Raw genomic sequence first — 23,502 nt, 5'->3', positions numbered from 1 at the left:
CATGATGACGGCGACTGGATCGACATCACCCTTTTCAGGTTCTCTTTGTTCCGAAATCAGGCCTGGGGGCAAGGGGCAGACTAAAGCGCCTCGCCCTCCTCCTGCACGCGAAGGTTGTCGAGCAGGCGCAAGATGTCCGGCTGGTTGGGATGCAGATCATGGGCCAGACCATAGGCCTCGCGCGCACGGTCGACATCGCCCATATCCTCCAACATCAATCCCATCGACACCAGCGCCCCGAAATGGCGCGGCTCCAACGCAAGCACACGCTGCAAATCCGCAATCGCAGGCCCATACATCTGCTGTTCCACAAACAACCGCGCCCGCGCATTCCACCCTTCGGCAAATTCCGGCGCATGGTCCGTCAAAGCGGTCAGATGATCATAGGCTTCATCATACTCTTGCGCTTCCAACGCCTCAATCCCGCGCCGCAGCAGATAATCCGCCGAGGCAGAGCCTGAAATTTGCCAACGCTGAAAGACCTCTTGCTCAACGACCTCCCAGTTCCGCAGCTCAGGATCTGCCAGCCGGTCGAGGAAGTCGTCAACGGTCGATTGCGCCGCCGCAACTACGGGAAACCCGCAGATGACGGACGTAACGGCAAAGTTGATGATGCGTGATGGAAACGTCATGGTCCGGAACGTAGCATTCCGCGCAGCGAATACTAGATCAAGTCTGCGCGAGGGTGATGCCTCCAAGGGATATCAAGGGACCTGAAAACATGGGCAACGCAATTATTGAGGCCGCCGTTGCGGCCATCTCCGAGAAACTGGACGGGCAAAGCTTTGACGGCTCTGCAAAGTTCGAAATCAACGGCGAAGGCGCCGTCATCGTCGAAGGTACGGAAGTCCGCGAAGCGACGGACGCCGATGCTGCCGACGTGACAATGTCGGCCGACACCGATGTCTTTCAGGAGATCATGTCAGGCGAATTGAACCCCACGGCCGCGTTCATGTCCGGCAAGCTGACGCTCGACGGCGATATGGGCACGGCCATGAAACTGGGTGGTGTTCTCAGCTGATGTTGACTGGCACTGCACCCACCGGTCTGGAGACCGCCCCCTTCTTTGCCGAGATCGCAGAAGGCCCCGCAGGGGCAGAGGCTTGGTGGGTGCGCGCCGAAGATGGCACGCGGCTCCGGTTTGGCGTCTGGCCGTCCGGGCCCAAAGGCACCGTGCTGATGTTCTGCGGCCGCACCGAATATGTTGAGAAATATGGCCGCGTTGCTAAGGATCTCGCCGATGCGGGCTATGGGATGGTCAGCTTTGACTGGCGCGGTCAGGGCCTGGCCGACCGCCCGCAGCACGAACCGGGCGTGGGCCATGTAGTCAGCTTCGATGAATACCGCCAGGACGTGGCGGCGTTTCGCGCCGCGATGGAAGCGCTCGATCTGCCCAAACCTTGGTACCTGATCGGCCATTCCATGGGCGGCTGCATCGGCTTACGCGCACTCTACGACGGTCTACCCGTCGCCGCAGCCGCCTTCACCGGCCCGATGTGGGGCATCCAATTGTCGCCGCTTCTGAAGATGATCTCGCCCGTCCTGATCGGCGGCAGCGCGCTTCTGGGCCGCGACAACCGTTTTGCCATCACAACCGGCCCGTGGAAGGCAGAGCCGTTCGACGGCAATATCCTGACAACGGACCCGGACCAATACGCCTATATGATCCGCCAAATGGCGGCGCATCCCGAATTGACCCTGGGCGGCCCCTCCTTCCGTTGGGTGGCCGCAGCCGAGGAAGAGGCAGACGCCCTACTCGCCATGCCGCCCCTCGATCTACCTGTCGTGACAATCGTCGGCAGCGACGAAAAGCGCGTGTCCATCAGCAACGCCCAACAGCGCATGGAAACCTGGCCGGGCGGCGCGTTCATCCTGGTTGACGGCGGACGCCACGAAGTGCTGATGGAAAACCCTGCGCGGCGCGGCCAGACCCTCGACGCCATCCTCTCGCATTTCGACGCTCACCCGGCCTGATCGCACCCCACCTCGCAACAGCCCCCTGCCTTCCACTGGTTCATAAATACCTGCAGGGGAGTCGCGGAACGCGACGGGGGCGGCACGCCCCTCTCGAGCCAAAGGCGCGGACGCGCCGACGCGAGGCAAGAACAATGCGGCGCAGCCGCTCCTCTTGCCAACGCGACGCTCAGGCGGCCACAAGCACACCGTCTTCCAGGCGAATGACCCGATCCATTCGCGCAGCGAGCTCATGGTTGTGGGTCGCGATCAACGCCGACAGGCCGGTGCCGCGTACCAATTCCATCAAAACATCAAACACCGTGTCGGATGTCGCAGGATCCAGATTGCCCGTTGGCTCGTCCGCCAACATCAGCGCAGGCTGGTTTGCCAAAGCTCTGCAAAAGGCCACACGCTGTTGCTCCCCACCCGACAGTTCTGCCGGACGATGCGCTGCCCGTGGGCCAAGGCCCACACGGCCCAGCAAATCCGCGGCCCTTTGCTCTGCCGTTCCACGCCCAATGCCGTTCGCCAGTTGCGGCAGCACAATATTCTCCGCCGCTGAGAATTCCGGCAGCAGATGGTGGAACTGATAGACAAACCCCACCCCTTCGCGGCGCGCCGTTGTGCGCGCGCGGTCCGACGCCCCGGTCACGGCCTGCCCGCCAATCTCAACCGTCCCGCTATCGGCCACATCAAGCAGGCCCGCAATATGAAGAAGCGTCGATTTCCCGGCACCCGACGGCGCGATCAACCCAACAATCTCGCCCTTCGGGATCGCCACCGACGCGCCCCGCAAAACCGCGATCTCGTTTGGTTTGCCGTGGTTATAGGCCTTCTCGATGCCATCCAACCTCAAGGCCAAATTGCCCGCCTCCGGGCGAGACGCCAGATCACTCATACCGCAGCGCCTCCACCGGATTCATCCGGGCCGCCCGTCGCGCAGGGAAGATCGTCACCACGAAACTCAACCCCAAGGCCAGCGACATGGAGGTGATGACATCGCCCATCTCTAACCGTGCGGGCAAGGCTGAGATCAGCCGCACCGAAGGGTCCCAGACCCCTCCCCCGCAAGGTAGTTCACGAAACTGAAGATCGGATCGATCCAGATCGCAAAGGCGCAGCCGAGGATCACCCCCATAAGTGTACCCGCCACTCCAATGGCCGATCCGCAGATGAAGAAAACCCGCAGGATCGCCCCCTCGCTCAACCCGATCGTGCGCAAAATGCCAATATCGCGCGACTTGTTCTTCACCAACATGATAAGGCCCGAGACGATGTTCATTGTCGCGATCAGCACGAGGATAGACAGAATGATGAACATGATATTGTCCTCCATCTGCAATGCCCTCAGATACGCGCCGGAACTATCCTCCCAGGTCCAGATCTGCACATCGCCACCCGCTTGCAACAGGGGCAACACATATTGGTTGATCTGCTCAGGCTCGGCCACTGTCACTTGCACCTCGTCTGCCACGCCATCCCGGTTGAAATAGACCTGCGCCTCGTCAAACGGGATGTAGACGCGTGTCCGGTCAATATCGAACCGTCCGACCTGGAAGATGTAGGCAATCTGAAAGGTCGACACGCGCGGGCTGGTTCCAAAGGCCGTCCGCGCTCCATCGGGTGAGATCAGGCGAATGCTATCGCCCACATTCGCCCCAAGATCGCGGGCTACACCGGCCCCGATTGCAATGCCTGGCCCCATCACCTCGCCCTGGGGCTCTCCAAATTCGGATAGCGCGCCTTGGCTCCATTCCGGGTCGGCCACCAACGGGATGGTGGCCAGATCCTCGGGCGAGATGCCAATCACCTCTACACCCGCATTGCGCCCCTGATAAGCCGACAGTACCTGCCCCCGGATCACAGCGGCCGCATGTTCCACCCCGTCCACAGCGCGCACGGCTTCGGCGACCTCGGCGTAATTCTCCATTGTGCGGTCCAGATTGCCGGCCGCGTCCCGTTCCACGATGTCATAGACGGCGACATGCGGGTTCGCGCCCAGAATGATCCCCACGAATTCGTAGCGAAACCCGGACCGCACGGCGAGTGTCGCAATCAGCGCCATGACCGCAAGTGCGATGCCGATAAAGCTGATCCAGGTCATCACGCTGACCCCGCCCTCGGTCTTCCGAGCGCGCAGATACCGCCATGCGATCAGGAATTCATACTTCGAAAACGGGGCTGGTGATGCCATTTGCTCGTGCCTTTGTTGGTCTTAAGCGCAACCTCGCCATTCCTGTGGCCAAGTCAACCGAAACCCTTGTGATACAGACGTATCGGCGTATCGTAACCGGATTATATGTGTTCAGGAGTAGCGGTGATGAAACTCGGCGCCTTTTCAATGTCACTGGCGGTCAAGGACCTTGCCGCCTCCCGCGCATTCTACGAAACACTCGGCTTTTCGGCCATGGGCGGTGATCCCGACCACGGCTTTCTGATCATGAAGAACGGCGACACGCTGATCGGCCTGTTTCACGGCATGTTTGAGGGCAATCTGCTCACCTTCAATCCCGGCTGGGACCAGAAAGCGCAAAACGTGGACCCCTTCGACGATGTCCGCGCCATCAAGGAGATTGTCGCCAAAGCCGGCTACCCGGTTGAGCAGGAGCAAGGCGAGGCTGACGGGCCCGCAAGTTTCGTCACGCGCGACCCCGACGGCAATGTCATCCTGATTGACCAGCACCGATAGTGCCACCGTGACGACCCCATCGGACGACGCTCAGAAGATCTATCAAGGCCTTATCGACCAGTTGGACGCGTATATCGAAGCCTCCAACTTCGATGCATTCGCTGCGAAAATCCTGCTGCCGTATTCCGTCCAGTCGCACGAAGAAGTGTTTCTGGTCGAAGATCTCGCACAACTGCGTGCAGGCTTCGACGACATGCGCAACCGGATGGCCATGCGCAACATCGCGCGGCGGTCACGCCACTGCACCCATGCCAGCTTTGCAGACATCGAGACAATTGTCGGAAACCACACCACGTGGCTGGTCGATCAGGACAACAACTTCGTCGAAAGCTACAGGGTCAGTAACACGTTGCGCTGTGTCGATGGCAATTGGTGCGTCGCCGGGAATGGCTATTCAGGCGCCCCTGATACGCTGCCCCTCCACATGCTCGATGCAATGACCCGCCTTGCAGGACAGCCAAAGTGACATCCGTATCAAAGGCCCGCCCATGATCGACCATACCGGCCTCTCCGTATCCGACTTTGCAAAGGCCCGCGCCTTCTACGACCGGGCCTTTGCCCCGTTGGGCATCACGTTCCTCTTCACTGTCCCGCCTGAACATACCGGCGGCGAAAAGGTCGGCGGTTATGGCCACGACCGCCCGCAATTCTGGATCAATGAAGGCGGGGCGCAAACGCCGCCCGTCCACTTCGCTTTTAGCGCCGAGACCCGCGCGCGCGTCGACGCCTTCCACCTCGCTGCCCTGGCGGCGGGCGGGATCGACAACGGCGCGCCCGGTCTGCGCCCCCATTACCATGAGCATTATTACGGCGCATTTGTCCTCGACCCCGATGGCAACAATATCGAGGCCGTGTGCCACGCTCCAGAAGCCGCGACGTAGCGTCAGCCGCCTTGACGGCGCAATGCTTTCGCGCGCAAGTGAAAGCCCTCGCCAAGGAAGAGCGCCATGTTTGAACCAGCCATCACCGGATCGGGTGTTTTCACGCCCGAGCTCAGCATCTCCAACGACGAACTTGTCGTGGCCTTCAACGCCTATGCCGATAAGTGGAACGCGGAACACGCGGCTGAGATCGAAGCCGGTGCGGCTGAACCTATGGCCCATTCCTCGTCCGAGTTCATTGTCGCCGCCTCAGGCATCGAATCCCGTTTCGTCCTGAACAAGGACGGCATCCTCGACCCCAACGCCATGCATCCCTGGTTGCCAGACCGCGCGATGGACGAGATCTCGGTCATGGCCGAAATGGGCGTCGACGCCTGCCGCAAGGCGCTCGACATGGCAGGCGTGGACGCGTCCGAGGTTGATGCCGTCCTTTGCGCCGCCTCCAACCACGAACGCGCTTATCCCGCGATTGCCATCGAAATCCAGCAGGCCCTTGGCACCGGCGGCTTCGGCTTTGACATGAACGTCGCCTGCTCGTCGGCCACCTTCGGCATTCAGGCGGCAGCGGACATGATCCGCTCCGGTTCCATCCGCAAGGCGCTGGTTGTGAACCCTGAGATTTGCTCTGCCCATCTCGAATGGCGCGACCGCGACTGCCACTTCATTTTCGGCGATGTCGCCACCGCCGTCCTGATTGAGCGCGCCGAGGATGCGAAGGGGCCGCACTTCGCGATCAAATCCACCCGCTGCGCCACGCAATTCTCCAACAACATCCGTAACAACAACGGCTTCCTGCGCCGCACCCGTGACGGTCACATGGACGACCGCCGCGACATGCTGTTCATGCAGGAAGGCCGCAAGGTCTTCAAAGAAGTGCTGCCTCTGGTCAGCAAGCATATCGCCGAGCATATGGACGACACCGGCGTGACGGCGGGTGATCTGAAACGGCTCTGGCTGCATCAGGCCAACAAAACGATGAACGACTATATCGGCAAAAAGGTTCTTGGCCGTGTGCCGGAAGCGGGCGAGCAGCCAAACATCCTGCAAGACTACGCCAATACCTCCTCTGCAGGCTCCATCATCGCCTTCGCACAATATTCCGACGACCTCTCCCCGGGCGACACCGGCATCATCTGCTCCTTCGGCGCAGGCTATTCCGTCGGCTCCGTGATTATCGAGAAGTCCGCCTGATCAGCGGGCGCGCGGCAGGGCGTCGATCAAATCCAGCAGCTCGGCGGGCAGCAACGTTTCATCCAGGACGAAATGGTGCCGCGCGCCTTCTTCATCGACCACCGTGATCTCATAGGAAATCGTGTCGGCCGCCCCCAACGGGCGAACCACTGCCGCCAATTCCGACAGATGGCCCGGATCGAAGCGGGCGCAATATTGCTCCTGCGCGGCGGACGGCAAATCTTCCACCACAGCCCGGCGCGTCACCTGCACACCAGTCAGCCCGCCGAACCCGCCTTGCGAAACGACTTCAATGATCATTGCAACACATCCGACAAGCACCGGCTCCATTTGCACCCATATCCGTTTCTAGGACTTACACGTCGATCCCGACAAGGTTCCACGCCCGCCGCAACATCAGCATCTCATAGCTGCCAATCCCGTGCAGTTCGATCGCGGCATCCAGCGTTTCAGCCGCCCAGTCGCCGAACGTGGCATGGGGATTGTTGATGTTCTGAAGCGCTTTGTACCAGATCTGGCCGGGCCGCTCCCAGGAATTTCCGCCCAGGTACATGCAATAGAGGTAAAAGGCGTGGTTCGGGATGCCAGAGTTGATGTGCACACCGCCATTGTCCGAGGTCGTGTCGACGTAGAAATCCATGTGATAGGGCTGCGGGTCCTGCCCCAGCAACGCATCGGAATAGGCCGTGCCGGGCGCCTTCATCGACCGCAACGCCTTGCCGTTGATGTTGGGCCCAAGAATGCCTTTTCCGACCAGCCAGTCGGCCTCATACACACTTTGGCCCGCGCTGCGCTGCGCGGTCATTGCACCGAACACATCCGCATAGCTTTCGTTCAGCGCGCCCGATTGCCCCTGATAGATGAGGCCGCCGGAATGCTGCACCACCCCATGCGAAATCTCATGGGCGATGACGGAGAGTTCGGTGAAGGTGGAGAAGATCTCGCCGTCGCCATCGCCATAGGCCATCTGCGTGCCGTTCCAGAACGCGTTGTTGTAATCGCGCCGGTGATGAACGGTCTGAACAATCGGCATTCCGAACCCATCAATGGAATTGCGCTGGAATTCTTCCGAATAGAGGGAAAATACGTCACCCGCCCCGTCATAGGCGCGGTCGACTTCCGGGTCGCCTGTGGCCGGATCGCCCTCCGCCCGTACCAGCTTGCCGGGCAGGCCCGCCTTCTCTTCGCCGTCATGCACGCGCCGGTCGCACGTATGGGCCGCCGCGGCCCCTTCGGCCAAGGCACGCGAAACGAAAACGCCCTGCGCGCCGTCCCTCGGCACCATTCCGCTGCCTTGCTCGGCCGCGCGGGCTTCGCGCACGGCTGAGCCGGTTTTAACGAGTTCCTCAGCCATCTTCCGGACGGACGCATCTCCGCGCAGCATCAGGACGTCGACCATGTGAGGGGGGACAATGCAATTGATTGGATTGCGAAATTCACACATCTCTTCGCTCCACAAATTGAGTTTCAGAAATTGAATGGGTGAATTATATCACATTTCCCGCCTATTCGCGGGCCGACCCGGTGGGGAAATCGCGCAATTCATGGGGATTTCACGGCGAATTCACAGAACCGATCTTTAGCGACAGTCGAGGTCGACCTGCCCAGGGATCAATGGCGTGCTGGCCAATCCTGCCTCCGACGACCGGACCCGCAGCGAAAACAGGCCGCGCCCGCCGTCAGGCAGGATCTCGGATGTCTGAAAACTGTAAGCGTGCAGCCCATTGTCCCCCAACGCCTCTGCCAAATCCGCTCTTGGTCCACCGGCGCTGACACTCAGCACCACATCACCGGTTTCCACATCGACAACATCGACCATCATCGCCTCATTCGGTGCATCCGGGTCCCAGGCCCAGCCTTCGATCCACTCGCAATCGGCGCGGTCTACATAACCCTCACCTGGCGTCAGATCGACCGGATGCAGCGCGGCCAGCGCCACCATGCCCTCGTGCACTTGCTCCAACGTCCCGATCACAGCGAAGGTGCGGAACTCATATGATCCGGCAGGCGCAGGAACGAACGAGATGCGGATATTCCACTTGTTGTTCGCGTCAAACGGGTTCGGCACATCATAATGCAGGAGTTGGTACTGCGCCCCTGCCATGGCCGTGTAGGCCCCCAATGCAAAGGCGCCATCCTCGGTCGCCAGAACGGCAGGCAGGTTCGACGAATGCACGAAGGCAAACGGCTCATAAAGTTCCATGCTTTCAGATCGCGAGATCAGCGCACCGTCGCGCGGATCAAAGCTGTAGCGCGCCGTGAAGTCGTGCGTCAGGTACGCCGTGGGCGCCTCCACCCGCAGTGACCGGTAATCCTGCTCCAACGTGATCACGGCGTCGAACAGGATCACATTTTCAAGCCCCTCATACCCAATCATCACCTCCCGCGCGAAGCCGTTCTCGGACACCAGTGTAGTGTTCACCCCCACCTCCGTCCCGTTGTCGCAAAACGCAGGCTCGCCAGGGGCTGTCCAATAGGCCGGGCTGATCCGTGTGCTCAGATGATTGAGCGCAAGCCCGCAAATCTCGTGAACTTGCGTGGTTGAAGACTGCAGAAAATAGTCCTGCGCCGCACCCGGCTCCGTCGGGTTCAGGCACTCCCCATGGTCGTTCAGGTGCCACGCATAACTGATCTGGCGGCCATGGTCGTAGATATTCAGAAACTCGCGCCCGCGCCATGCCAGCGAACCAACCGCCCCACCAAACCGCGCGTCCACGCGCAGCTCCACCGGGTCGCCGTCCACTTCCCCCGTGATCACCCGCGCATAGCCATCCACCGGGTCCGATACACATCGCAACGTCTCAGGTCCGTCCGTCAACGCAGGGTCCAGAGGCTGATCCGCGCCGCGTTGCGCCGCTGTCAGGGCCACACACCATTCCGCCGCCGTGGCACCCGACAAGCGCGGCAGCGGGTCCATGCGCCAATCCTGTGCGAAGCTATAAGCCATGTCGCGGGTGCGCTGGCCCAGTATGCCGTCGATGGGTCCGGGATCATATCCGTGGATCGCCAGGATGCTTTGCACGCAAATCTCGTCGCTGGGATAAGATCCTTGTGCCGCAGCCGGCGCCGCAAACCCCAAAGCCGCAAGGCCTGCGGATATGCAAATGATCCGGCAATCCATTCCATCCCCCTTCATTTGCCGTTCGGCGCCGCGGGATGGTTAAGCGAAGGTTAACGACAACACGAAACTAAAGCGTTTTCAGTCACATGAACCGCTTGTGCACGCGTGCACATCGGGCCTTCAACTCCGGCTGTCAGCCTCCAGCCGCAGCTTCATCTCGATCAGCACCTTCTGCAGCTCCAGCGTCTCTTCCAACAGCCGCCGCGCCTCGTTGACCGAGATCACGCCATCCTCGATCGAGATCTGGTACTCGCCCATCAGAGTCGCAAACCGCTGGCTCAGCGCGATCACATTGGCATTCACATTGCCATGGTTGTCGCCCCGCATCGCATTGCGCTTCTCCGACCCGTAGCTCAGCGACCCGCCGTTGAGTTCGGCCAAAGCCGCCGTGACATGGGGAAACGACGCCTCCGCCTCAAGTGCCGCGACCGCATCAACCGGCATGAACCTGTCCGCATGCTCATCGCTTTCCGAGAAATAGCGACCCAGCGTCGCCTTGGACCGCCCCGTCAACTCACACGCGGCTGCGTAGCCCACATCCTTGATCAGTCGCTCCGTATGGCGCTTCAAATAGCCCTTGGCCGTCTCGGTCATCGTCTTATCCCCTTGCTCCGTTCAGCAAAGCCGCTTCCGCCCCTATTCGTCAACGCCCATAGCCTTCGTCTTGTCCTTGCGCCCCTCATGGGCCAAACCTACCCCCATGGCCAAGCTCTATTTCCATTATTCCACCATGAATGCGGGCAAATCGACCCTGCTGTTGCAAGCCTCCTACAACTACATCGAACGGGGCATGCAGACCTACCTGCTGACCGCCAATTTCGACGACCGTGCTGGCACCGGCAAAATCGGCTCCCGCATTGGGATCGAGGCCGAAGCCGACACCTACACCCAAGCCGACGACCTCTACGCGAAGATCGAAACGCGCCTAGCGGCAGGACCATGCGCCTGCGTGCTGGTGGATGAAGCCCAATGGATGACCCGCGAACAAGTCTGGCAACTCGCCCGCGCGGTTGACGATTTGGGCGTGCCCGTCATGGCCTATGGCCTGCGTGTGGACTTTCAGGGAGAGCTCTTTCCGGGTTCTGCAGCACTTCTGGCGCTCGCTGACGAGATGCGAGAGGTCCGAACCATCTGCCATTGCGGCAAGAAAGCCACGATGGTGATCCGCGTGGGTGAGGACGGCAAAGCGGTGCGCGAAGGCGCCCAGATTGAGGTCGGTGGGAATGACCGTTACGTCAGCCTATGTCGGAGGCATTTCCGGGAAGAGATCGGGGATTTGCAAAGGGGGTAAAATTGCAATCGCCGCCCCCTCCTTAATCAGTGTCGACGTAAAAAATGCCGGGTCGAACGCCCTGGTCCAGTCCAACCCATATTTTCTCCCTCCGGGCGATGCGTGCACAATAATCCGGCTACGCAGTCTTTTCGGGTCTGAGCCGTTTGTTCTGACACTCTGAAGTCCACCGCGACCATTGATCGAGGCGCTAACAGCTTGATGTGACACCCCAAAACCGTAGCAACAGCGCCACAGAAATCTCCCATAAACACCGAGCCGAACACCCGAGATATGCGCGAGAAGGCGAATGAGGTACGAGCCAAGGAACTATCGAGTAAGGGTTCACTCATGAGTTATTTTTGCAAATGCCTAACGTCAGCCATGACTTTGGCCCTAGGAATAGCATCAGCTGATACAACTGATGCGCAACAGGTGGTTACCGTCATCGGCGACAACGCGTCCGACAACAGCGTTGTTGGGACAGTCGGCGGTAGTGTGTTTACGGCGTTTACCGCCGTACCAATTACGGTGGATGGGGCCGCTCCCCTCTCGGTAAGCCCGATCTCAAATACTTGGCCCGCTGGCGGCAACATTCTCTTTTTCTTGGTGATTCATCCTACGCGCCCACGGGAACTCTGGATTTTGCCGGTATCACCGGTGCCACTGGATTCATAGCGTTCCTCTCCGCGGGCATAGCGGCCCCAGCAAGCTTCGGCAGCATCGCGCCGGGCGAATATGTGCTCTACGTCGGACCGGACCGATTGGACAACGTCGGAACTGCTTACGAAATTGTGTTCACCCTAAATGGGGCCATCCTGGTTCCAGTCCGCACGGACATTGACTCAATCACCGCCGCCACAGGCACCGCTGCCCGCCTGATCGTCGTCGGCGCTGACGGCGTGGTGAGGGACGCGGGCCAAGTCTCTATCGCCACCCGCAACGGGCAGACGACGTTCACGCGCATCGCGGATGGCACCGGCTCAGGCGATGTGACCGTCTCCACATCCGGCGCGCCGGGGATGATGGGCAGCCTTTACACATGGGTTGAAGTCACTGGTTTCCGCTCGGACGAATTTGGTACCACGAACACCGGAACTATCGGCGGCAATGGCCTACAGATCGGTGCGGATTTGGAAATCGGACCGGATATGATCGCCGGCCTCTCGCTTGGTTATTCCACCGTGAACGCCGTCGATGGCGCGACGACGACCGAAGGCACCTTTACTCATCTGCAGCCCTATTTCGCTTACCGTTCCGGCGCGTGGTCGGGCAGTGCGAGCCTGATCTACGGCATGGGCAGTTTTGAGCAGAACGGCGCGGCGAATACCGCGGATGTGACGCTCGCCGCCGTGACCTTCGAAGGTCGCTACGATTATGCGCTAGACGACGCCTTCACCCTGACCCCGACCCTTGGTTTGATGCATGGGCGCGAAGAGATTGAAGGAACTGGCGGCACGCTTGCCGGCACATCCAGTGATGTGACCTTCAGCCAGGTTTCCCTTGGCAGTCGGATCACCCATGACAGCGCCGAAGGCTCTCTCTTTGCCGGGCTGCATGCCGATTACCTCACGAACGAGACGGAAAGCGTTCTGGCGCAGGACATGCTGGCGAACGATGGCTGGACCGGCCGAGTAGAGCTTGGCGGCGAGATGGCGCTTTCGAACGGCATGGACCTCAGCACAAGTGTCGAGCTGTCAGGCCTTGGCGGCGACATGCAGACGGTTTCTGGCGCGTTGCGCGTGGCGCTGCGGTTCTGAGGCGGACCTCATCGGGCATTGGCGGGTTAACAAACGGTAAACGAAATTCCGATTATCGTTTAAATCCGTGCCTTAACCCTCGGTTGCAATCTTGCAACCGCCGCCTCTCAGACCGCATTCGGCGCGGGCTTCCCCTCGGAAAACGCGATCACATTGTCCAATGCCATGCGCCCCATATCCTCTCGCACTTCCAGCGCGGCGGTGCCCAGATGCGGCAGCAGGGTGACGTTTTCCATCGCCATCAGCTCGTCGGGGATCGCGGGCTCAAACTCGTACACATCCAGCCCCGCCCCCGCGATCCGCTTGACCGCCAGGGCCGCGACCAGCGCCGCCTCATCCACCACATCGCCGCGCGCGATGTTCACGAAAATCGCGTGGCGCTGCATCATCGCGAATTGATCCGAGCCTATCAGGTGATGCGTCTCTGCCCCGCCCGGCGTCGCCAGAACAACGACGTCCGCGCCTGCAAGCGCGGTTTCCATCGGCAATTGCTCGGCCGGGAACTCCACCTGCTTGGGTGAGCGGTTCACGTAGACGATCCGGCACCCGAACCCGAAATGGCAGCGCCGCGCGATGGCCTGCCCGATCCGCCCCATGCCGATCACAGCAACGGTTTTGCCCGACAGATGCATCCCCAACATTTGCGTCGGGTGCCAGCCCTGCCATTGCCCGGCGCGCACCATCCGCTCCCCTCACCCGCGCGGCGCGCGGCCATCAGGATCAGCGTCAGTGCAATATCAGCGGTCGCGTCAGTCACAGCGCCGGGTGTGTTGGACACTTCCAACCCCGCAGCCCGGGCGGCGTCCACGTCGATATGGTTGTAGCCCACCCCGAAATTCGCCAGCAGCTTTGCTCGGATCTCTCCGGCTTCGTCAAAGGCAGGCGCGCGGAATGCGTCGCCCAGGGTCGGCAGGATCAGATCGTAGTCACGCAAAGCTGCAACGCATTCCGCATGATCCATCGGCTGCGTGGTGGTGCGGCAGGTCACGTCAAACCGCGCCTCGGCGGCCTCCATGACGCTTTCAGGCAGGCGGCGGGATACGAGAAGTTTCAGCACATGCGCTCTCCGTTCGGGACCGGTTTGTCAGGGGACAGCAGGACGATACCGCCATCCGCATCATGCAAACCTAGGACAAGAACCTCGGACATCACGGGGCCAATTTGCCGAGGCGGAAAATTCACGACGCCGATAACCTGCTTTCCCACCAGCGCCTCGGGTGTGTAGTGCGCCGTGATCTGGGCGGACGATTTGCGTACGCCGATCTCGCCCCCGAAGTCGACCCAGAGCTTGATCGCCGGTTTGCGGGCCTCGGGAAAATCCTCGGCACGGGTGATAGTGCCCACCCGAATATCCACGGCCATGAACTGGTCAAAATCGATCTGATCGCTCATTTGCGCAATTCCCGGCTGCGATGGGTCGCGGCCGCAACTGTGCGGCGTATCAGCGGGGCGAGGCCGTTTTCGCCCATCAGAACCTCAAGCCCCGCCTGCGTCGTGCCATTGGGCGAGGTGACGTTGATGCGCAATTGCTCCGGCGTCTCTTCGGCTTCTTCCGCCAACACACCGGCACCCGCTACGGTCGCCTTGGCCAGGCGCATCGCCATCTCCTCCGGCAAGCCTTCAGCCCGCGCGGCTGCGGCCAGCGTGTCGATCATGTAGAAGACATAGGCCGGACCTGAACCCGAGATCCCCGTCACCGCATCGATCTGCGCCTCAGTCGTCAGCCGCACGACTTGGCCAATGGCCGACAACATGTCTTCGGCCAGATCAAGGTCTTCTGCTGTGGCATCCGCATTGCCGACAATCGCGGTGATGCCCTTGCCGACCGCCGCCGGTGTGTTGGGCATTGAACGTACCACACGGCTTCCCGGCCCAAACGCGCGCTCATAGGCCTGAATGGGCGTGCCCGCCGCAACCGACAGGATCAACGTGCCACCGCCGCCGAAGCGCGCCACTTGGGGCAGCGCCTCTTCCATCATCTGTGGCTTTACTGCGATCATCAGGACGGCAGGGCTTTCGGGAAGGTCGGCGTTGATCTGCACGCCCGTGCTCTGCAGCCAATCTGAAGGGTTGGGGTCAATCACATGGACCGCATCAGCGCGCAGGCCGCCCGCAAGCCACCCTTGCAGCATGGCGGAGCCCATCTTGCCGCAACCAAGCATCACAAGCCCATGTGCGTTGATCTGAGATAGATCCATCTCTGCCTCCCCCTGGCAAAAGTCAGATACGCAAAAAACCATCCACAGGCCCGGAAGACCAGCCCGCCGAGACCCGCAACCGCGCGGCACTGACACGGATGCAACACTCGATGAGGGGCTTTTGCTTCTCGAAACGCGAAAGGGCCGCGCCAAGCGCGACCCTTTTTGCCTGTATGAAATAGGGTGGTTCAGGCCCGCCCATAGCCCTCTGAGATCGCAACATCCATCGCCTCTTCGGGCGTCTTGTCCGACCACATGGCCAGCTGGAAGGCGGGGTAGTATCGTTCGGCAGCGAGCACAGCGGTTTCCACCATGCATGCAATCTGATCGGGCGAAGCGAGCTGATCGCCGGCCAGAACCAACCCGTAGCGGTAGACCATCAGTTTCTGCGCCGCCCAGTAGGTGAACGCGCCGGCCCAACAGCGATCATTCACGAGGTTTAGCGCCTCATAGAGCTTCGCCATCGTCTCTTGGGGTGGCTCCATCTCGAAGGTGCAGATCATCCGCAGGGTTTCGTCGTACGAGGACCAGGCCAGCGTGATCGAGTAGGTGCGCCATTGTCCTTCGATGGCCATGGCGATCTGGTCATCGGCGATGCGGTCGAAATCCCATTCATGGTGGGCGGCCAGCGTCTCGACGATATCAATCGGATGCAGCTCTTCGATGTCGAAGTATTCTTCTGTGTGCGACATGGTCCCAGTCCTGGTTGGCAGCCAGCGGGGCCTTGGTGGTTCAATCCCAAGACGCCCACAAAAGCTGGGTGTCTTTCCTAGGAATGGGCTGCTCGGCCTCAGTTCCTACGAAATATGGTGCGGTGTTGGGGAGTCGCTGTAAAGAACTATTTTTGCGGTGCAAATAGGGACAGCGGCCATTTCCATGAGTTGCCCACAAGATATAGCGGTTTTTCCAAAACGCCCCACAAGGGAGAGTCACTTACCCACAAAAAAGCCGCCAAAAAAGTTTTGGCGGCTTGCGTGTCATCGGGAAAATCGGACGTCAGTCGCCGGATTTCTCTTCCAGCGCTGCGATGCGCGCCTTCAGCGCCTCATTCTCTTCGCGTGCCTTTTGGGCCATCGCGCGCACGGCGTCGAACTCTTCGCGCGTCACGAGGTTCCGGTTCGCCAGCCAGCGGTCCATCATCGAATTCATGGCCGTTTCGGCCTCATCCTTGGCGCCTTGGGCCACGCCCATGGCGTTGGTCATCAACTGGCTAAGATCATCCATAATCTTGTTACGGGTCTGCATGGGCTGCACTCCTGTTCGTGTTGTGATGGATATGGGCAGGCGCAGGCCTTTGATCAAGGTTGACTTCGTCGCACCAGCGCCCCAACCACGGGGAAAATAACGCGAAGTGAGGCTTGTCCCGTTGTTTGCCATTCCGTTCCCACCCCTGTCGCCTGAGCTGTTGTCGATTGAGATCGGCTCTTTCACCTTCGCGCTGCGGTGGTATGCGCTGGCCTATCTGTTCGGCCTCGGGCTTGGCTGGTGGGTGATCTGGAAAGCGATGGCGCGCCCTGCCCTTTGGCCTGCCGACACACCGCCGTTGCAACCCGCGCAGGTTGAAGGCCTGCTAACCGCCGTAGTGCTTGGCGTGATCCTCGGGGGCCGCATCGGCTACGTCCTGTTCTACCAACCCGGCATATACGCAAGCGATCCACTGGCCGCGCTGCGGATCTGGGAAGGTGGCATGTCGTTTCATGGTGGCCTTGCGGGTGTTGCGGTTGCCGCCTTTATCTTCTGTCGCCGCACCGGCGCGCCGCCGCTGCAAATTGCCGACGCCATGTCGATGGTGATCGGGATCGGACTTTTGCTGGGGCGGTTGGCCAATTTCGTAAATGCGGAGCTTTGGGGCCGCCCGTCTGACGCACCCTGGGCGTTCATCTTTCCGGGGGCAGCAGCGCAGGATTGCGATGGTCCGGTAGGCATCACGGAATATCTGGGTGCCACAGTTTGCGCGCGCCACCCTTCACAGCTCTATGAGGCGCTGTTGGAGGGGCTGTTCATGGGCGTGCTGCTGTTGTGGCTGGCCTGGCGGCGCGGTTGGCTGAAACGACCTGGCGCCCTGACTGGGATGTTCTTCCTCATCTACGGCGCCTCTCGCTTTTTCGTGGAATTCTTCCGTCAACCCGATGAGCAGTTCACCGGGCCGGACAACCCAATCGGTTTCGCCCTCGCCCTGTCGCCGGAGGTCGGTTTGACGATGGGGCAAATCCTGACCATCCCGATGTTGCTGTTGGGGACCTACTTCATCCTGCGAAGTCGCGCCCGTGTCGCTTAAAGAGCGGCTGATCGCCCGCATCGCGCGGCTGGGGCCGATGTCGGTGGCCGATTACACGGCCGAATGCTTGCACGATCCGGAATTCGGCTACTACGCGACCCGCGATCCTTTAGGGCGCGCTGGCGATTTCATCACGGCACCGGAAATCAGCCAGATGTTTGGTGAGCTTTTGGGCCTGTGGATCGCGCAGGTCTGGTTGGATCAGGGGCGGCCTAAGGGCGTTTTGGCTGAACTCGGGCCGGGGCGCGGGACCTTGATGGCCGATGTTCTACGCGCCACGCGGGGCGTTCCAGGCTTCCATGACGCGCTGGCGCTCCACTTGGTGGAGGCCTCGCCGGTATTGCGCGCAGCACAGGCCCGGGCCGTGCCAGGGGCCACATTCCATGACAGCGTGGCAGACCTTCCCGAAGCCCCCTCTACTTGATCGCAAACGAATTCTTCGATGCCCTGCCGATCCGCCAGTTCCAGATGAACGCGGCGGGCGATTGGCAGGAACGGCAGATCGGCACTTCGGATGGCGCGTTGATCTGGGGACTGGCGCCGCCCGCACCACTGGAAGTGCGGGACGGGTTCAAGCCGGGCATGATCGTGGAGACTTGCGCACCGGGCGAAGCCATCGCTGAAGAAATCGGACGGCGCATCAAAGCCCATGGCGGTGCCGCGCTGATCGTCGACTATGGGGACAAGGAAAGCACCGGAGACACGTTTCAGGCCCTTGCCAAACATGCCTTTGCCGACCCGCTCGACACGCCGGGGCAAGCTGACCTTACGGCCCATGTGGCGTTTGGGCCCTTGGCGCATGCCGCCGGCGTACAGGCGAGCGGCCCTGTTCCCCAGGGTCTGTTTCTTGAACGGTTGGGGATCACCGCGCGAGCGCAATCGCTGGCCAAAGGCCTGAGCGGGGCTGCGCTTGACGCCCATATCGCCGCGCACAGGCGGTTGACGCATGCGCAGGAAATGGGGACCTTGTTCAAGGTGATGGCGCTGACCCCGGACGGCGCGCCGCCACCCCCAGCCCTGGAGCCTGCCCCGTGACCATTACCGCAACACGATTGGACCCTGTGACCTCTCCGCTGCTGGATGGCGTGAAGCATGGCTTCTTTACGCGCATCGGTGGGGCCTCGACGGGCATTTTCGCAGGGCTGAATTGCGGCGGCGGCTCCAGCGATCAGGCCGAGGTGGTTGCCATGAACCGCGCCCGCGTGGCGGGGGAGATGGAGGTCGCGCCCGAGGCCCTCGTCGGCGTGCACCAGATCCATTCAGCCGATGTCGTGGTTGTCGACGGCCCGACCGAGGCGCGTCCCAAGGCAGATGGCGTTGTGACCGCGACGCCCGGCGTGGCCCTTGGTGTGCTGACAGCGGATTGCCAGCCCGTCCTGTTTGCCGATCGGCAGGCTGGGGTCATAGGTGCCGCCCATGCAGGCTGGCGCGGGGCGCTGGATGGCGTGCTGGAAGAAACCGTGGACGCGATGGAGGGTTTAGGCGCGGATCGGACGCGGATAAAAGCGGTCATTGGCCCGTCGATCAGCCAACGCGCCTATGAAGTGGGTCAGGAATTCCTGGAACGGTTCATGGATGAAGATCCAAGCCACAGCCGCTTTTTCGTGAATGGGGCAGACGGCAAATACCAATTTGACCTGACGGGTTTCGGCCTTGCGCGCTTACGAGCAGCGGGTGTGGCAGAGGCAGAGTGGACCGGCCATTGCACATATTCCGACGCGACGCGCTTCTATTCCTATCGCCGCGCCACGCATCAGGGTGAGGCTGATTACGGGCGCCTGATCTCTGCGATTCGATTGTAGGCGCGGCCTGGAGCCGCGATTGATGCGAAATTGGACACAATCGGGGCACCCCCTGCCCCGGCTTGGGCACAATTCAGTTCAAAATTTCCATGAATGCCTGTGAAACAAGCCCGCTCTGCCCGGATCTTCGCCCCAAAATGGCCCAGATGATTTACCGGGCTTTAGCGTTTTTGCCGCAAGACTGCCTGAAAGCCCCGGCATCTTGGTGCCAATCGAGAACAACGCTCGGCAAACGCGGGCATGGCACGAAGGACGAGGCAAAATGAAAACGCAACGCTGGATGAAAACAGTCCTGAACGAAGCAAAGAAAGAGCAGATCGAAATGCCGTGGTCGCGCAAAGTGCGCGCAGCCCGGCGCGCGGAGAAGCCGCGTCAGCTCATGGCCGCTGAATAAAGCGGAAGACCCCGGACAAAGACCCCGAGGACCCCAACACACGAACGCTTGCAAAGGCGGCCAGAATGGCCGCCTTTTGTTTTGCCAGCCACAGGATCGAGCCTTCTCAGGCGCGGTTAATCCAAGTCGACGGGCTCTTCCAGGGCCTTGATCAGCGGCGCAAGTTCATCTGCGTGGCGCTCCCACCCGGCAACGGCGGCTCTGCCAATCGGTTCACGCGCTTGCGCAAAGCTGAGCGTCTGGATGCGACGGTCGCTGTCTTGCGGTGCAAGGCATGCCGGGTCCCATGGCAAATTGACAGCTTTCAAAAGCGCGCGGATCTGCACCTCAGGCTCCGCTGTCAGCGCCTCGTACGAAATCCTGTAGACGCGGTCGTTCAACGCGCGGCTCCAAAAATCAGTGATCGCGTCATGCAGGCGAATATAGCGCCCCATCGCGGCCAGATCGTAGGCGTAGCGGTGCAGACCATCCGGGAACCGATTGCGGTAAAGCGACAGCCCGACGTCACGCGGGTCTCGGGTGACATGCACAAAATGGGCGCCCGGCAGCGCGCGCAAGGCATGCCCCATGCGCGAAAAGGTCGAGATTGCCTTGTCGACAATGACGCCCGGTTGTCCGGTGCAGCGCCCCGCCAAGGTGAGGTAGCGGTTGCCCGCTTGGGTCAGCATGTCGGCGTCCGCCCGTCCTTCACGGCGGAGCAAATCCATGGTCGGGGCAAGGGCTTGGCCGAGAAACGCCATTTCCCCCCAGCGCCCACCTGCGGGTGGGCAGCGAGAATGGTTTCAACCAGCGTGGTGCCGGAACGCGGCAGGCCGGTGACAAAAACCACGGGCGCCGTGGGCCCGTCAGGCCTGATCGGTTCAAGCGCGTGCCAGTCGGCAACAAGGGCCTTTGCCGCGGCGAGATCGGCTTCAAACCCATAAGGAAAGGCCTTTGCCGTCAACCTGTTGGCCCGGTGAAGGAGGTCCATGACCTGATCGTGCCGACCAAGGTCCGCCGCACATTTTGCGGCGGCGAACAGCAGTCCCGCACGATCGCTCGCTGCGACGTGCGGCGCAGCCAGCGCTTGTTCCAGCCGCCCAACAAGCGGCGCGTCAGACGTTACCTTTCGCCCATTGGCAAAAGCGCGAAACGCCTCCCCATTTGTAGCATCCAACGCCAATGCCGCATCAAGGTCCGCCTCAGCCCCCGCAAGATCCCCCGCGGATTGACGCAGTTGGGCGCGGTGAGTGAGGATCAGGGCATTGGGCGCATGATCCGCCGCGGCTTCGATCAGGGACTCCGCCGTCGCAACGTCGCCTGCTGCTTCGGCCAGCATCGCGACACGGCGCGTCGTCGCGATACGCGGCGCGCCTGCGGAGATGGCCCGTGAAAGAGCGGCCTTCGCGGCGTCCCCCCGTGAGGCTGCCGCCGAGCACAGAGCAAGCTCTACCTGCCATGCCTTGTCTTCGGGGTGCGCATCGGCCAACAGGTCGGCTGCGACATCCGGCAGCGCGGTTTCACGGAGCATTTGCGCCCGGATGACCAAGGCCGCCGGGGGCAAATCAGGTGCGAACAGCAGCGTTTCAACCCGCCCGATCTGCCCCGCCGCAAGCGCCGCCCGCGCCAGGGCCAATCGCGCCCCGACATGGGATGGATCGCGCGCATGCGCCGCTTCCAGCGGTGCGACGGCTGCAGCACCCTCACGGATCAGGCCAAGCGTATAGACCGGCCAGAAGGCTTGTGGAGCGGCCTTCGTCAGACGCAGTGCCTCCGCCTCGGCCGCGGCCTCCTCGCCATTGCGCCAAAGCCGTTGCACCTTGGCCATGTCCTTCTCGGATCCGACCACAATGCCAGCCTTGTGCGCTTGCGCTTCCAACTTTGCGCGCGCCGGGCCCGTCTGCACCGCGTGCAGGCCTTGCCAGATGGCGGGCTCTTTCGGCTTCAGCTTCAACGCCTTGCGAAACAGCCCCTCCGCCTCGGCGGGCTGGTCAGACAGGCAGCGCCCCTTTTGGAACAGCACTTCCGCAATGTCGGGTTTAAGCGACAGAATGTGGTCATAGATCGCCACAGCCTCTGCCACCCGACCAGCTTGCTGATGCGCCAAACCGTCCCGGTAAAGCGCCGTTAGATCAACAGGTGGCATGGGCTTAGGCCGTTTGCGCCAGGCGATCTTCCATCACATCAAACGGGACCCCGGGCGTGTCTTTCGCACCCCGGATCACCAGCGAGGTCCGGACCGAGGCGACGTTCGGCGCCGAGGTCAATTCGGCCGTCAGGAAGGACTGGAATGACGACAAGTCGGGCGCCACGCATTTCAGAATGAAGTCAATCTCGCCGTTCAGCATGTGGCATTCCCGGACGAGCGGCCAGCCATTGCAACGCGCCTCAAACGCCACAAGATCAGCCTCGGCCTGACTGACAAGGCCGACCATGGCAAAGACCTGCACCTCAAACCCCAGTTGGCGGGCATCGACATCTGCATGGTAGCCTTTGATAAAGCCCGCCTCTTCCAGCGTCCGCACCCGGCGCAGGCAGGGCGGTGCTGAAATGCCGACCCGTTTGGCGAGCTCCACGTTGGTCATGCGCCCGTCTTCCTGCAATTCGGCAAGGATTTTACGGTCGATCGGGTCCAGTTTTGCGCTTTGCATTTTGGTCGTGCTCCGTGGCGGTCATTTTCAGATGAACCGCAATATGCGTCTGTTGCGCAACTTTATTTCACAGCTGCGCAAGAAATGGAATAGCTCACATGTGAAACGATTGGCGAAGATCAGGGCGCAGACGCAACTCGCGCAACCGTGCGCCAGCGGGGCTTTCATCCCCTTAGCACCGCGCGTATATCGTCGTGAACGGATGCTGCCCGGGGACCTTTGCAATGACCGACACACGCCATACCCGCCTTTTGATCATTGGCTCCGGGCCTGCTGGATACACAGCCGGAGTCTACGCCAGCCGCGCGATGTTGGAACCGATCCTTGTGCAGGGCATCCAGCCGGGTGGCCAGCTGACCATCACCACCGATGTGGAGAATTGGCCGGGTGACAATTCGGTCATGGGCCCCGATCTGATGGTTCGCATGGAAGCGCACGCCAAAGAGATGGGCACCGAAATTATCGGCGACCACATCAACTCTCTCGACCTCGGCACGCGCCCGTTCAAGGCGATGGGCGACAGCGGCACAACCTACACCGCCGACTCCGTGGTCCTTGCGACAGGCGCGCAGGCAAAATGGCTTGGGCTACCGAGTGAAGAGCATTTCAAAGGCTTCGGCGTAAGTGCCTGCGCAACCTGCGACGGGTTTTTCTATCGCGGACAGGAGATCGTCGTGGTCGGCGGCGGCAACACAGCCGTCGAAGAGGCGTTGTTCCTGACCAATTTCGCGTCGAAGGTCACGCTCATCCACCGCCGCGACAGCCTGCGCGCCGAAAAGATCATGCAGGATCGCTTGTTCAAGAACCCCAAGGTTGAAGTTCTGTGGAACCATGAGGTGGAAGAAGTCGTGGGCGCGCATGAGCCGCGCGGGGTCGAAGGCATCCGCGCCAAACATGTGGAGACGGGCGATATCACGGAAATCCCATGCAAGGGCTTCTTTGTGGCCATCGGACATGCGCCTGCGACCGAATTGGTCAAGGACCAGCTGGAAATGCACAATGGCGGCTATGTCAAAGTGCAGCCCGGCACGACGAAGACGTCGATCCCTGGCGTCTTCGCCGCCGGCGACCTGACCGACCACGTCTACCGTCAGGCCGTGACAAGCGCCGGGATGGGCTGCATGGCCGCGCTCGACGCCGAAAAATTCCTGGCTGAGGCGGAAGGCGAAGAGACCACCGATGCAGGGGCCTATGCTGCCCCGGTTGACGCGGCAGAATGAAGCCCGAGCCGAAAGCTGCAACAAACGCACGACACAATATTTTCACACAATTCGGCCGATTGTCTCCGCATTTGCGCCGCTTTACGTAACGATAACCTTATCTCAGCCGCGA

General features: G+C 61.3%; 25 protein-coding genes and 3 pseudogenes. 13 read left to right on the top strand and 15 right to left on the bottom strand.

The window, feature by feature from the left end:
- Window positions 1-80: 80 nt before the first annotated feature.
- The gene (locus ACZ1HK_RS19840; protein ID WP_472630145.1) at window positions 81-632 is read right to left on the bottom strand and encodes a tetratricopeptide repeat protein; all 552 of its coding nucleotides are present in this window, start codon (window positions 630-632) and stop codon (window positions 81-83) included.
- Between the two features lie 89 nt (window positions 633-721).
- Between ACZ1HK_RS19840 and ACZ1HK_RS19835 the strand changes: the two genes are divergently transcribed.
- Together ACZ1HK_RS19835 and ACZ1HK_RS19830 are read left to right on the top strand one after the other, a co-directional pair.
- Entirely contained in the window at window positions 722-1,021 is a 300-nt protein-coding gene (locus ACZ1HK_RS19835) for an SCP2 sterol-binding domain-containing protein (protein ID WP_472630144.1), read from the top strand.
- Window positions 1,021-1,974, top strand: coding sequence for an alpha/beta fold hydrolase (locus ACZ1HK_RS19830; protein ID WP_472630143.1), 954 nt, complete (start codon window positions 1,021-1,023; stop codon window positions 1,972-1,974). Before ACZ1HK_RS19835 ends, ACZ1HK_RS19830 begins: the two co-directional genes overlap by 1 nt.
- A 169-nt stretch (window positions 1,975-2,143) precedes the next feature.
- Here ACZ1HK_RS19830 and ACZ1HK_RS19825 read toward each other — a convergent pair whose 3' ends face one another.
- Both ACZ1HK_RS19825 and ACZ1HK_RS19820 read right to left on the bottom strand, forming a co-directional pair.
- On the bottom strand, window positions 2,144-2,854 hold the full coding sequence (locus tag ACZ1HK_RS19825) for an ABC transporter ATP-binding protein (RefSeq protein WP_472630142.1): 711 nt from the start codon (window positions 2,852-2,854) through the stop codon (window positions 2,144-2,146).
- A pseudogene (locus ACZ1HK_RS19820) lies at window positions 2,847-4,150 on the bottom strand (lipoprotein-releasing ABC transporter permease subunit). The gene ACZ1HK_RS19825 and the pseudogene ACZ1HK_RS19820 overlap by 8 nt, the downstream one beginning before the upstream one ends.
- A 126-nt stretch (window positions 4,151-4,276) precedes the next feature.
- Between ACZ1HK_RS19820 and ACZ1HK_RS19815 the strand changes: the two are divergent.
- The 4 genes from ACZ1HK_RS19815 (at window position 4,277) to ACZ1HK_RS19800 (ending at window position 6,717) form a co-directional block, all read left to right on the top strand.
- Window positions 4,277-4,645, top strand: a complete 369-nt coding sequence (locus ACZ1HK_RS19815; RefSeq protein WP_472630141.1) for a VOC family protein — start codon at window positions 4,277-4,279, stop codon at window positions 4,643-4,645.
- A complete protein-coding gene (locus tag ACZ1HK_RS19810) occupies window positions 4,629-5,111 on the top strand; it encodes a hypothetical protein (protein WP_472630140.1) in 483 nt (160 codons plus the stop codon). Before ACZ1HK_RS19815 ends, ACZ1HK_RS19810 begins: the two co-directional genes overlap by 17 nt.
- A 22-nt stretch (window positions 5,112-5,133) precedes the next feature.
- Entirely contained in the window at window positions 5,134-5,526 is a 393-nt protein-coding gene (locus ACZ1HK_RS19805; protein WP_472630139.1) for a VOC family protein, read from the top strand.
- A gap of 66 nt (window positions 5,527-5,592) precedes the next feature.
- Window positions 5,593-6,717, top strand: a complete 1,125-nt coding sequence (locus ACZ1HK_RS19800; protein WP_472630138.1) for a beta-ketoacyl-ACP synthase III — start codon at window positions 5,593-5,595, stop codon at window positions 6,715-6,717.
- Here ACZ1HK_RS19800 and ACZ1HK_RS19795 read toward each other — a convergent pair whose 3' ends face one another.
- The 4 genes from ACZ1HK_RS19795 to ACZ1HK_RS19780 form a co-directional block, all read right to left on the bottom strand.
- Window positions 6,718-7,017 (bottom strand): protealysin inhibitor emfourin, encoded by a 300-nt coding sequence (locus ACZ1HK_RS19795; protein WP_472630137.1) that lies wholly within the window; start codon window positions 7,015-7,017, stop codon window positions 6,718-6,720.
- 55 nt (window positions 7,018-7,072) lie between these two features.
- Window positions 7,073-8,071 carry a M4 family metallopeptidase gene (locus ACZ1HK_RS19790; protein ID WP_472630136.1) on the bottom strand — a complete coding sequence of 333 codons (999 nt, stop codon included), beginning with the start codon at window positions 8,069-8,071 and terminating at the stop codon, window positions 7,073-7,075.
- Between the two features lie 225 nt (window positions 8,072-8,296).
- On the bottom strand, window positions 8,297-9,838 hold the full coding sequence (locus ACZ1HK_RS19785) for a peptidoglycan-binding domain-containing protein (RefSeq protein WP_472630135.1): 1,542 nt from the start codon (window positions 9,836-9,838) through the stop codon (window positions 8,297-8,299).
- A 120-nt stretch (window positions 9,839-9,958) separates the two neighbouring features.
- Window positions 9,959-10,432, bottom strand: coding sequence for a hypothetical protein (locus ACZ1HK_RS19780; RefSeq protein ID WP_472630134.1), 474 nt, complete (start codon window positions 10,430-10,432; stop codon window positions 9,959-9,961).
- Window positions 10,433-10,538: 106 nt separating this feature from the next.
- Here ACZ1HK_RS19780 and ACZ1HK_RS19775 point away from each other — a divergent pair, with 106 nt between their 5' ends.
- Window positions 10,539-11,129 carry a thymidine kinase gene (locus tag ACZ1HK_RS19775; protein WP_472630133.1) on the top strand — a complete coding sequence of 197 codons (591 nt, stop codon included), beginning with the start codon at window positions 10,539-10,541 and terminating at the stop codon, window positions 11,127-11,129.
- Between the two features lie 773 nt (window positions 11,130-11,902).
- On the top strand, window positions 11,903-12,868 hold the full coding sequence (locus tag ACZ1HK_RS19770) for an autotransporter domain-containing protein (protein ID WP_472630132.1): 966 nt from the start codon (window positions 11,903-11,905) through the stop codon (window positions 12,866-12,868).
- 107 nt (window positions 12,869-12,975) lie between these two features.
- Here the strand turns inward: ACZ1HK_RS19770 and ACZ1HK_RS19765 are convergent.
- From ACZ1HK_RS19765 to ACZ1HK_RS19745, 5 genes and pseudogenes are all read right to left on the bottom strand, one after another.
- Window positions 12,976-13,925 (bottom strand): annotated as a pseudogene (locus tag ACZ1HK_RS19765) (2-hydroxyacid dehydrogenase).
- A complete protein-coding gene (locus ACZ1HK_RS19760) occupies window positions 13,919-14,260 on the bottom strand; it encodes a tRNA-binding protein (RefSeq protein WP_472630131.1) in 342 nt (113 codons plus the stop codon). Before ACZ1HK_RS19760 ends, ACZ1HK_RS19765 begins: the two are co-directional and overlap by 7 nt.
- On the bottom strand, window positions 14,257-15,066 hold the full coding sequence (proC, locus tag ACZ1HK_RS19755) for a pyrroline-5-carboxylate reductase (protein ID WP_472630130.1): 810 nt from the start codon (window positions 15,064-15,066) through the stop codon (window positions 14,257-14,259). The genes ACZ1HK_RS19760 and proC overlap by 4 nt, the downstream gene beginning before the upstream one ends.
- Window positions 15,067-15,254: 188 nt before the next feature.
- Window positions 15,255-15,758, bottom strand: coding sequence for a type III secretion system chaperone family protein (locus ACZ1HK_RS19750; protein ID WP_472630129.1), 504 nt, complete (start codon window positions 15,756-15,758; stop codon window positions 15,255-15,257).
- A gap of 304 nt (window positions 15,759-16,062) precedes the next feature.
- A complete protein-coding gene (locus ACZ1HK_RS19745; protein ID WP_368474189.1) occupies window positions 16,063-16,311 on the bottom strand; it encodes an accessory factor UbiK family protein in 249 nt (82 codons plus the stop codon).
- Window positions 16,312-16,432: 121 nt separating this feature from the next.
- Between ACZ1HK_RS19745 and lgt the strand changes: the two genes are divergently transcribed.
- The 4 genes and pseudogenes from lgt to ACZ1HK_RS19725 all read left to right on the top strand — a co-directional run bounded on the left by lgt (window position 16,433) and on the right by ACZ1HK_RS19725 (window position 19,540).
- Entirely contained in the window at window positions 16,433-17,344 is a 912-nt protein-coding gene (gene lgt, locus ACZ1HK_RS19740) for a prolipoprotein diacylglyceryl transferase (protein WP_472630128.1), read from the top strand.
- A 37-nt stretch (window positions 17,345-17,381) separates the two neighbouring features.
- A pseudogene (locus ACZ1HK_RS19735) lies at window positions 17,382-18,379 on the top strand (class I SAM-dependent methyltransferase).
- Window positions 18,376-19,146 carry a peptidoglycan editing factor PgeF gene (gene pgeF / locus ACZ1HK_RS19730; protein ID WP_472630127.1) on the top strand — a complete coding sequence of 257 codons (771 nt, stop codon included), beginning with the start codon at window positions 18,376-18,378 and terminating at the stop codon, window positions 19,144-19,146. The pseudogene ACZ1HK_RS19735 and the gene pgeF overlap by 4 nt, the downstream one beginning before the upstream one ends.
- Before the next feature lie 262 nt (window positions 19,147-19,408).
- Window positions 19,409-19,540, top strand: coding sequence for a hypothetical protein (locus ACZ1HK_RS19725; RefSeq protein WP_368474186.1), 132 nt, complete (start codon window positions 19,409-19,411; stop codon window positions 19,538-19,540).
- A gap of 116 nt (window positions 19,541-19,656) precedes the next feature.
- Here ACZ1HK_RS19725 and ACZ1HK_RS19720 read toward each other — a convergent pair whose 3' ends face one another.
- Genes ACZ1HK_RS19720 through ACZ1HK_RS19710 form a run of 3 tightly spaced genes read right to left on the bottom strand, consistent with a single transcriptional unit; the run spans window position 19,657 to window position 22,170 of the window.
- Complete coding sequence (locus ACZ1HK_RS19720; RefSeq protein ID WP_472630126.1) at window positions 19,657-20,208, bottom strand: sulfotransferase family protein; 552 nt, start codon at window positions 20,206-20,208, stop codon at window positions 19,657-19,659.
- A complete protein-coding gene (locus ACZ1HK_RS19715; RefSeq protein WP_472630125.1) occupies window positions 20,202-21,665 on the bottom strand; it encodes a sulfotransferase in 1,464 nt (487 codons plus the stop codon). Before ACZ1HK_RS19715 ends, ACZ1HK_RS19720 begins: the two co-directional genes overlap by 7 nt.
- A 4-nt stretch (window positions 21,666-21,669) precedes the next feature.
- Window positions 21,670-22,170, bottom strand: coding sequence for an Lrp/AsnC family transcriptional regulator (locus tag ACZ1HK_RS19710; protein WP_472630124.1), 501 nt, complete (start codon window positions 22,168-22,170; stop codon window positions 21,670-21,672).
- 224 nt (window positions 22,171-22,394) lie between these two features.
- Between ACZ1HK_RS19710 and trxB the strand changes: the two genes are divergently transcribed.
- A complete protein-coding gene (trxB, locus tag ACZ1HK_RS19705; protein ID WP_472630123.1) occupies window positions 22,395-23,390 on the top strand; it encodes a thioredoxin-disulfide reductase in 996 nt (331 codons plus the stop codon).
- Window positions 23,391-23,502: the final 112 nt, after the last annotated feature.

The organism is Gymnodinialimonas sp. JB5-7 (assembly GCF_055693405.1).
This window is presented reverse-complemented; position numbering and strand designations above follow the sequence as displayed.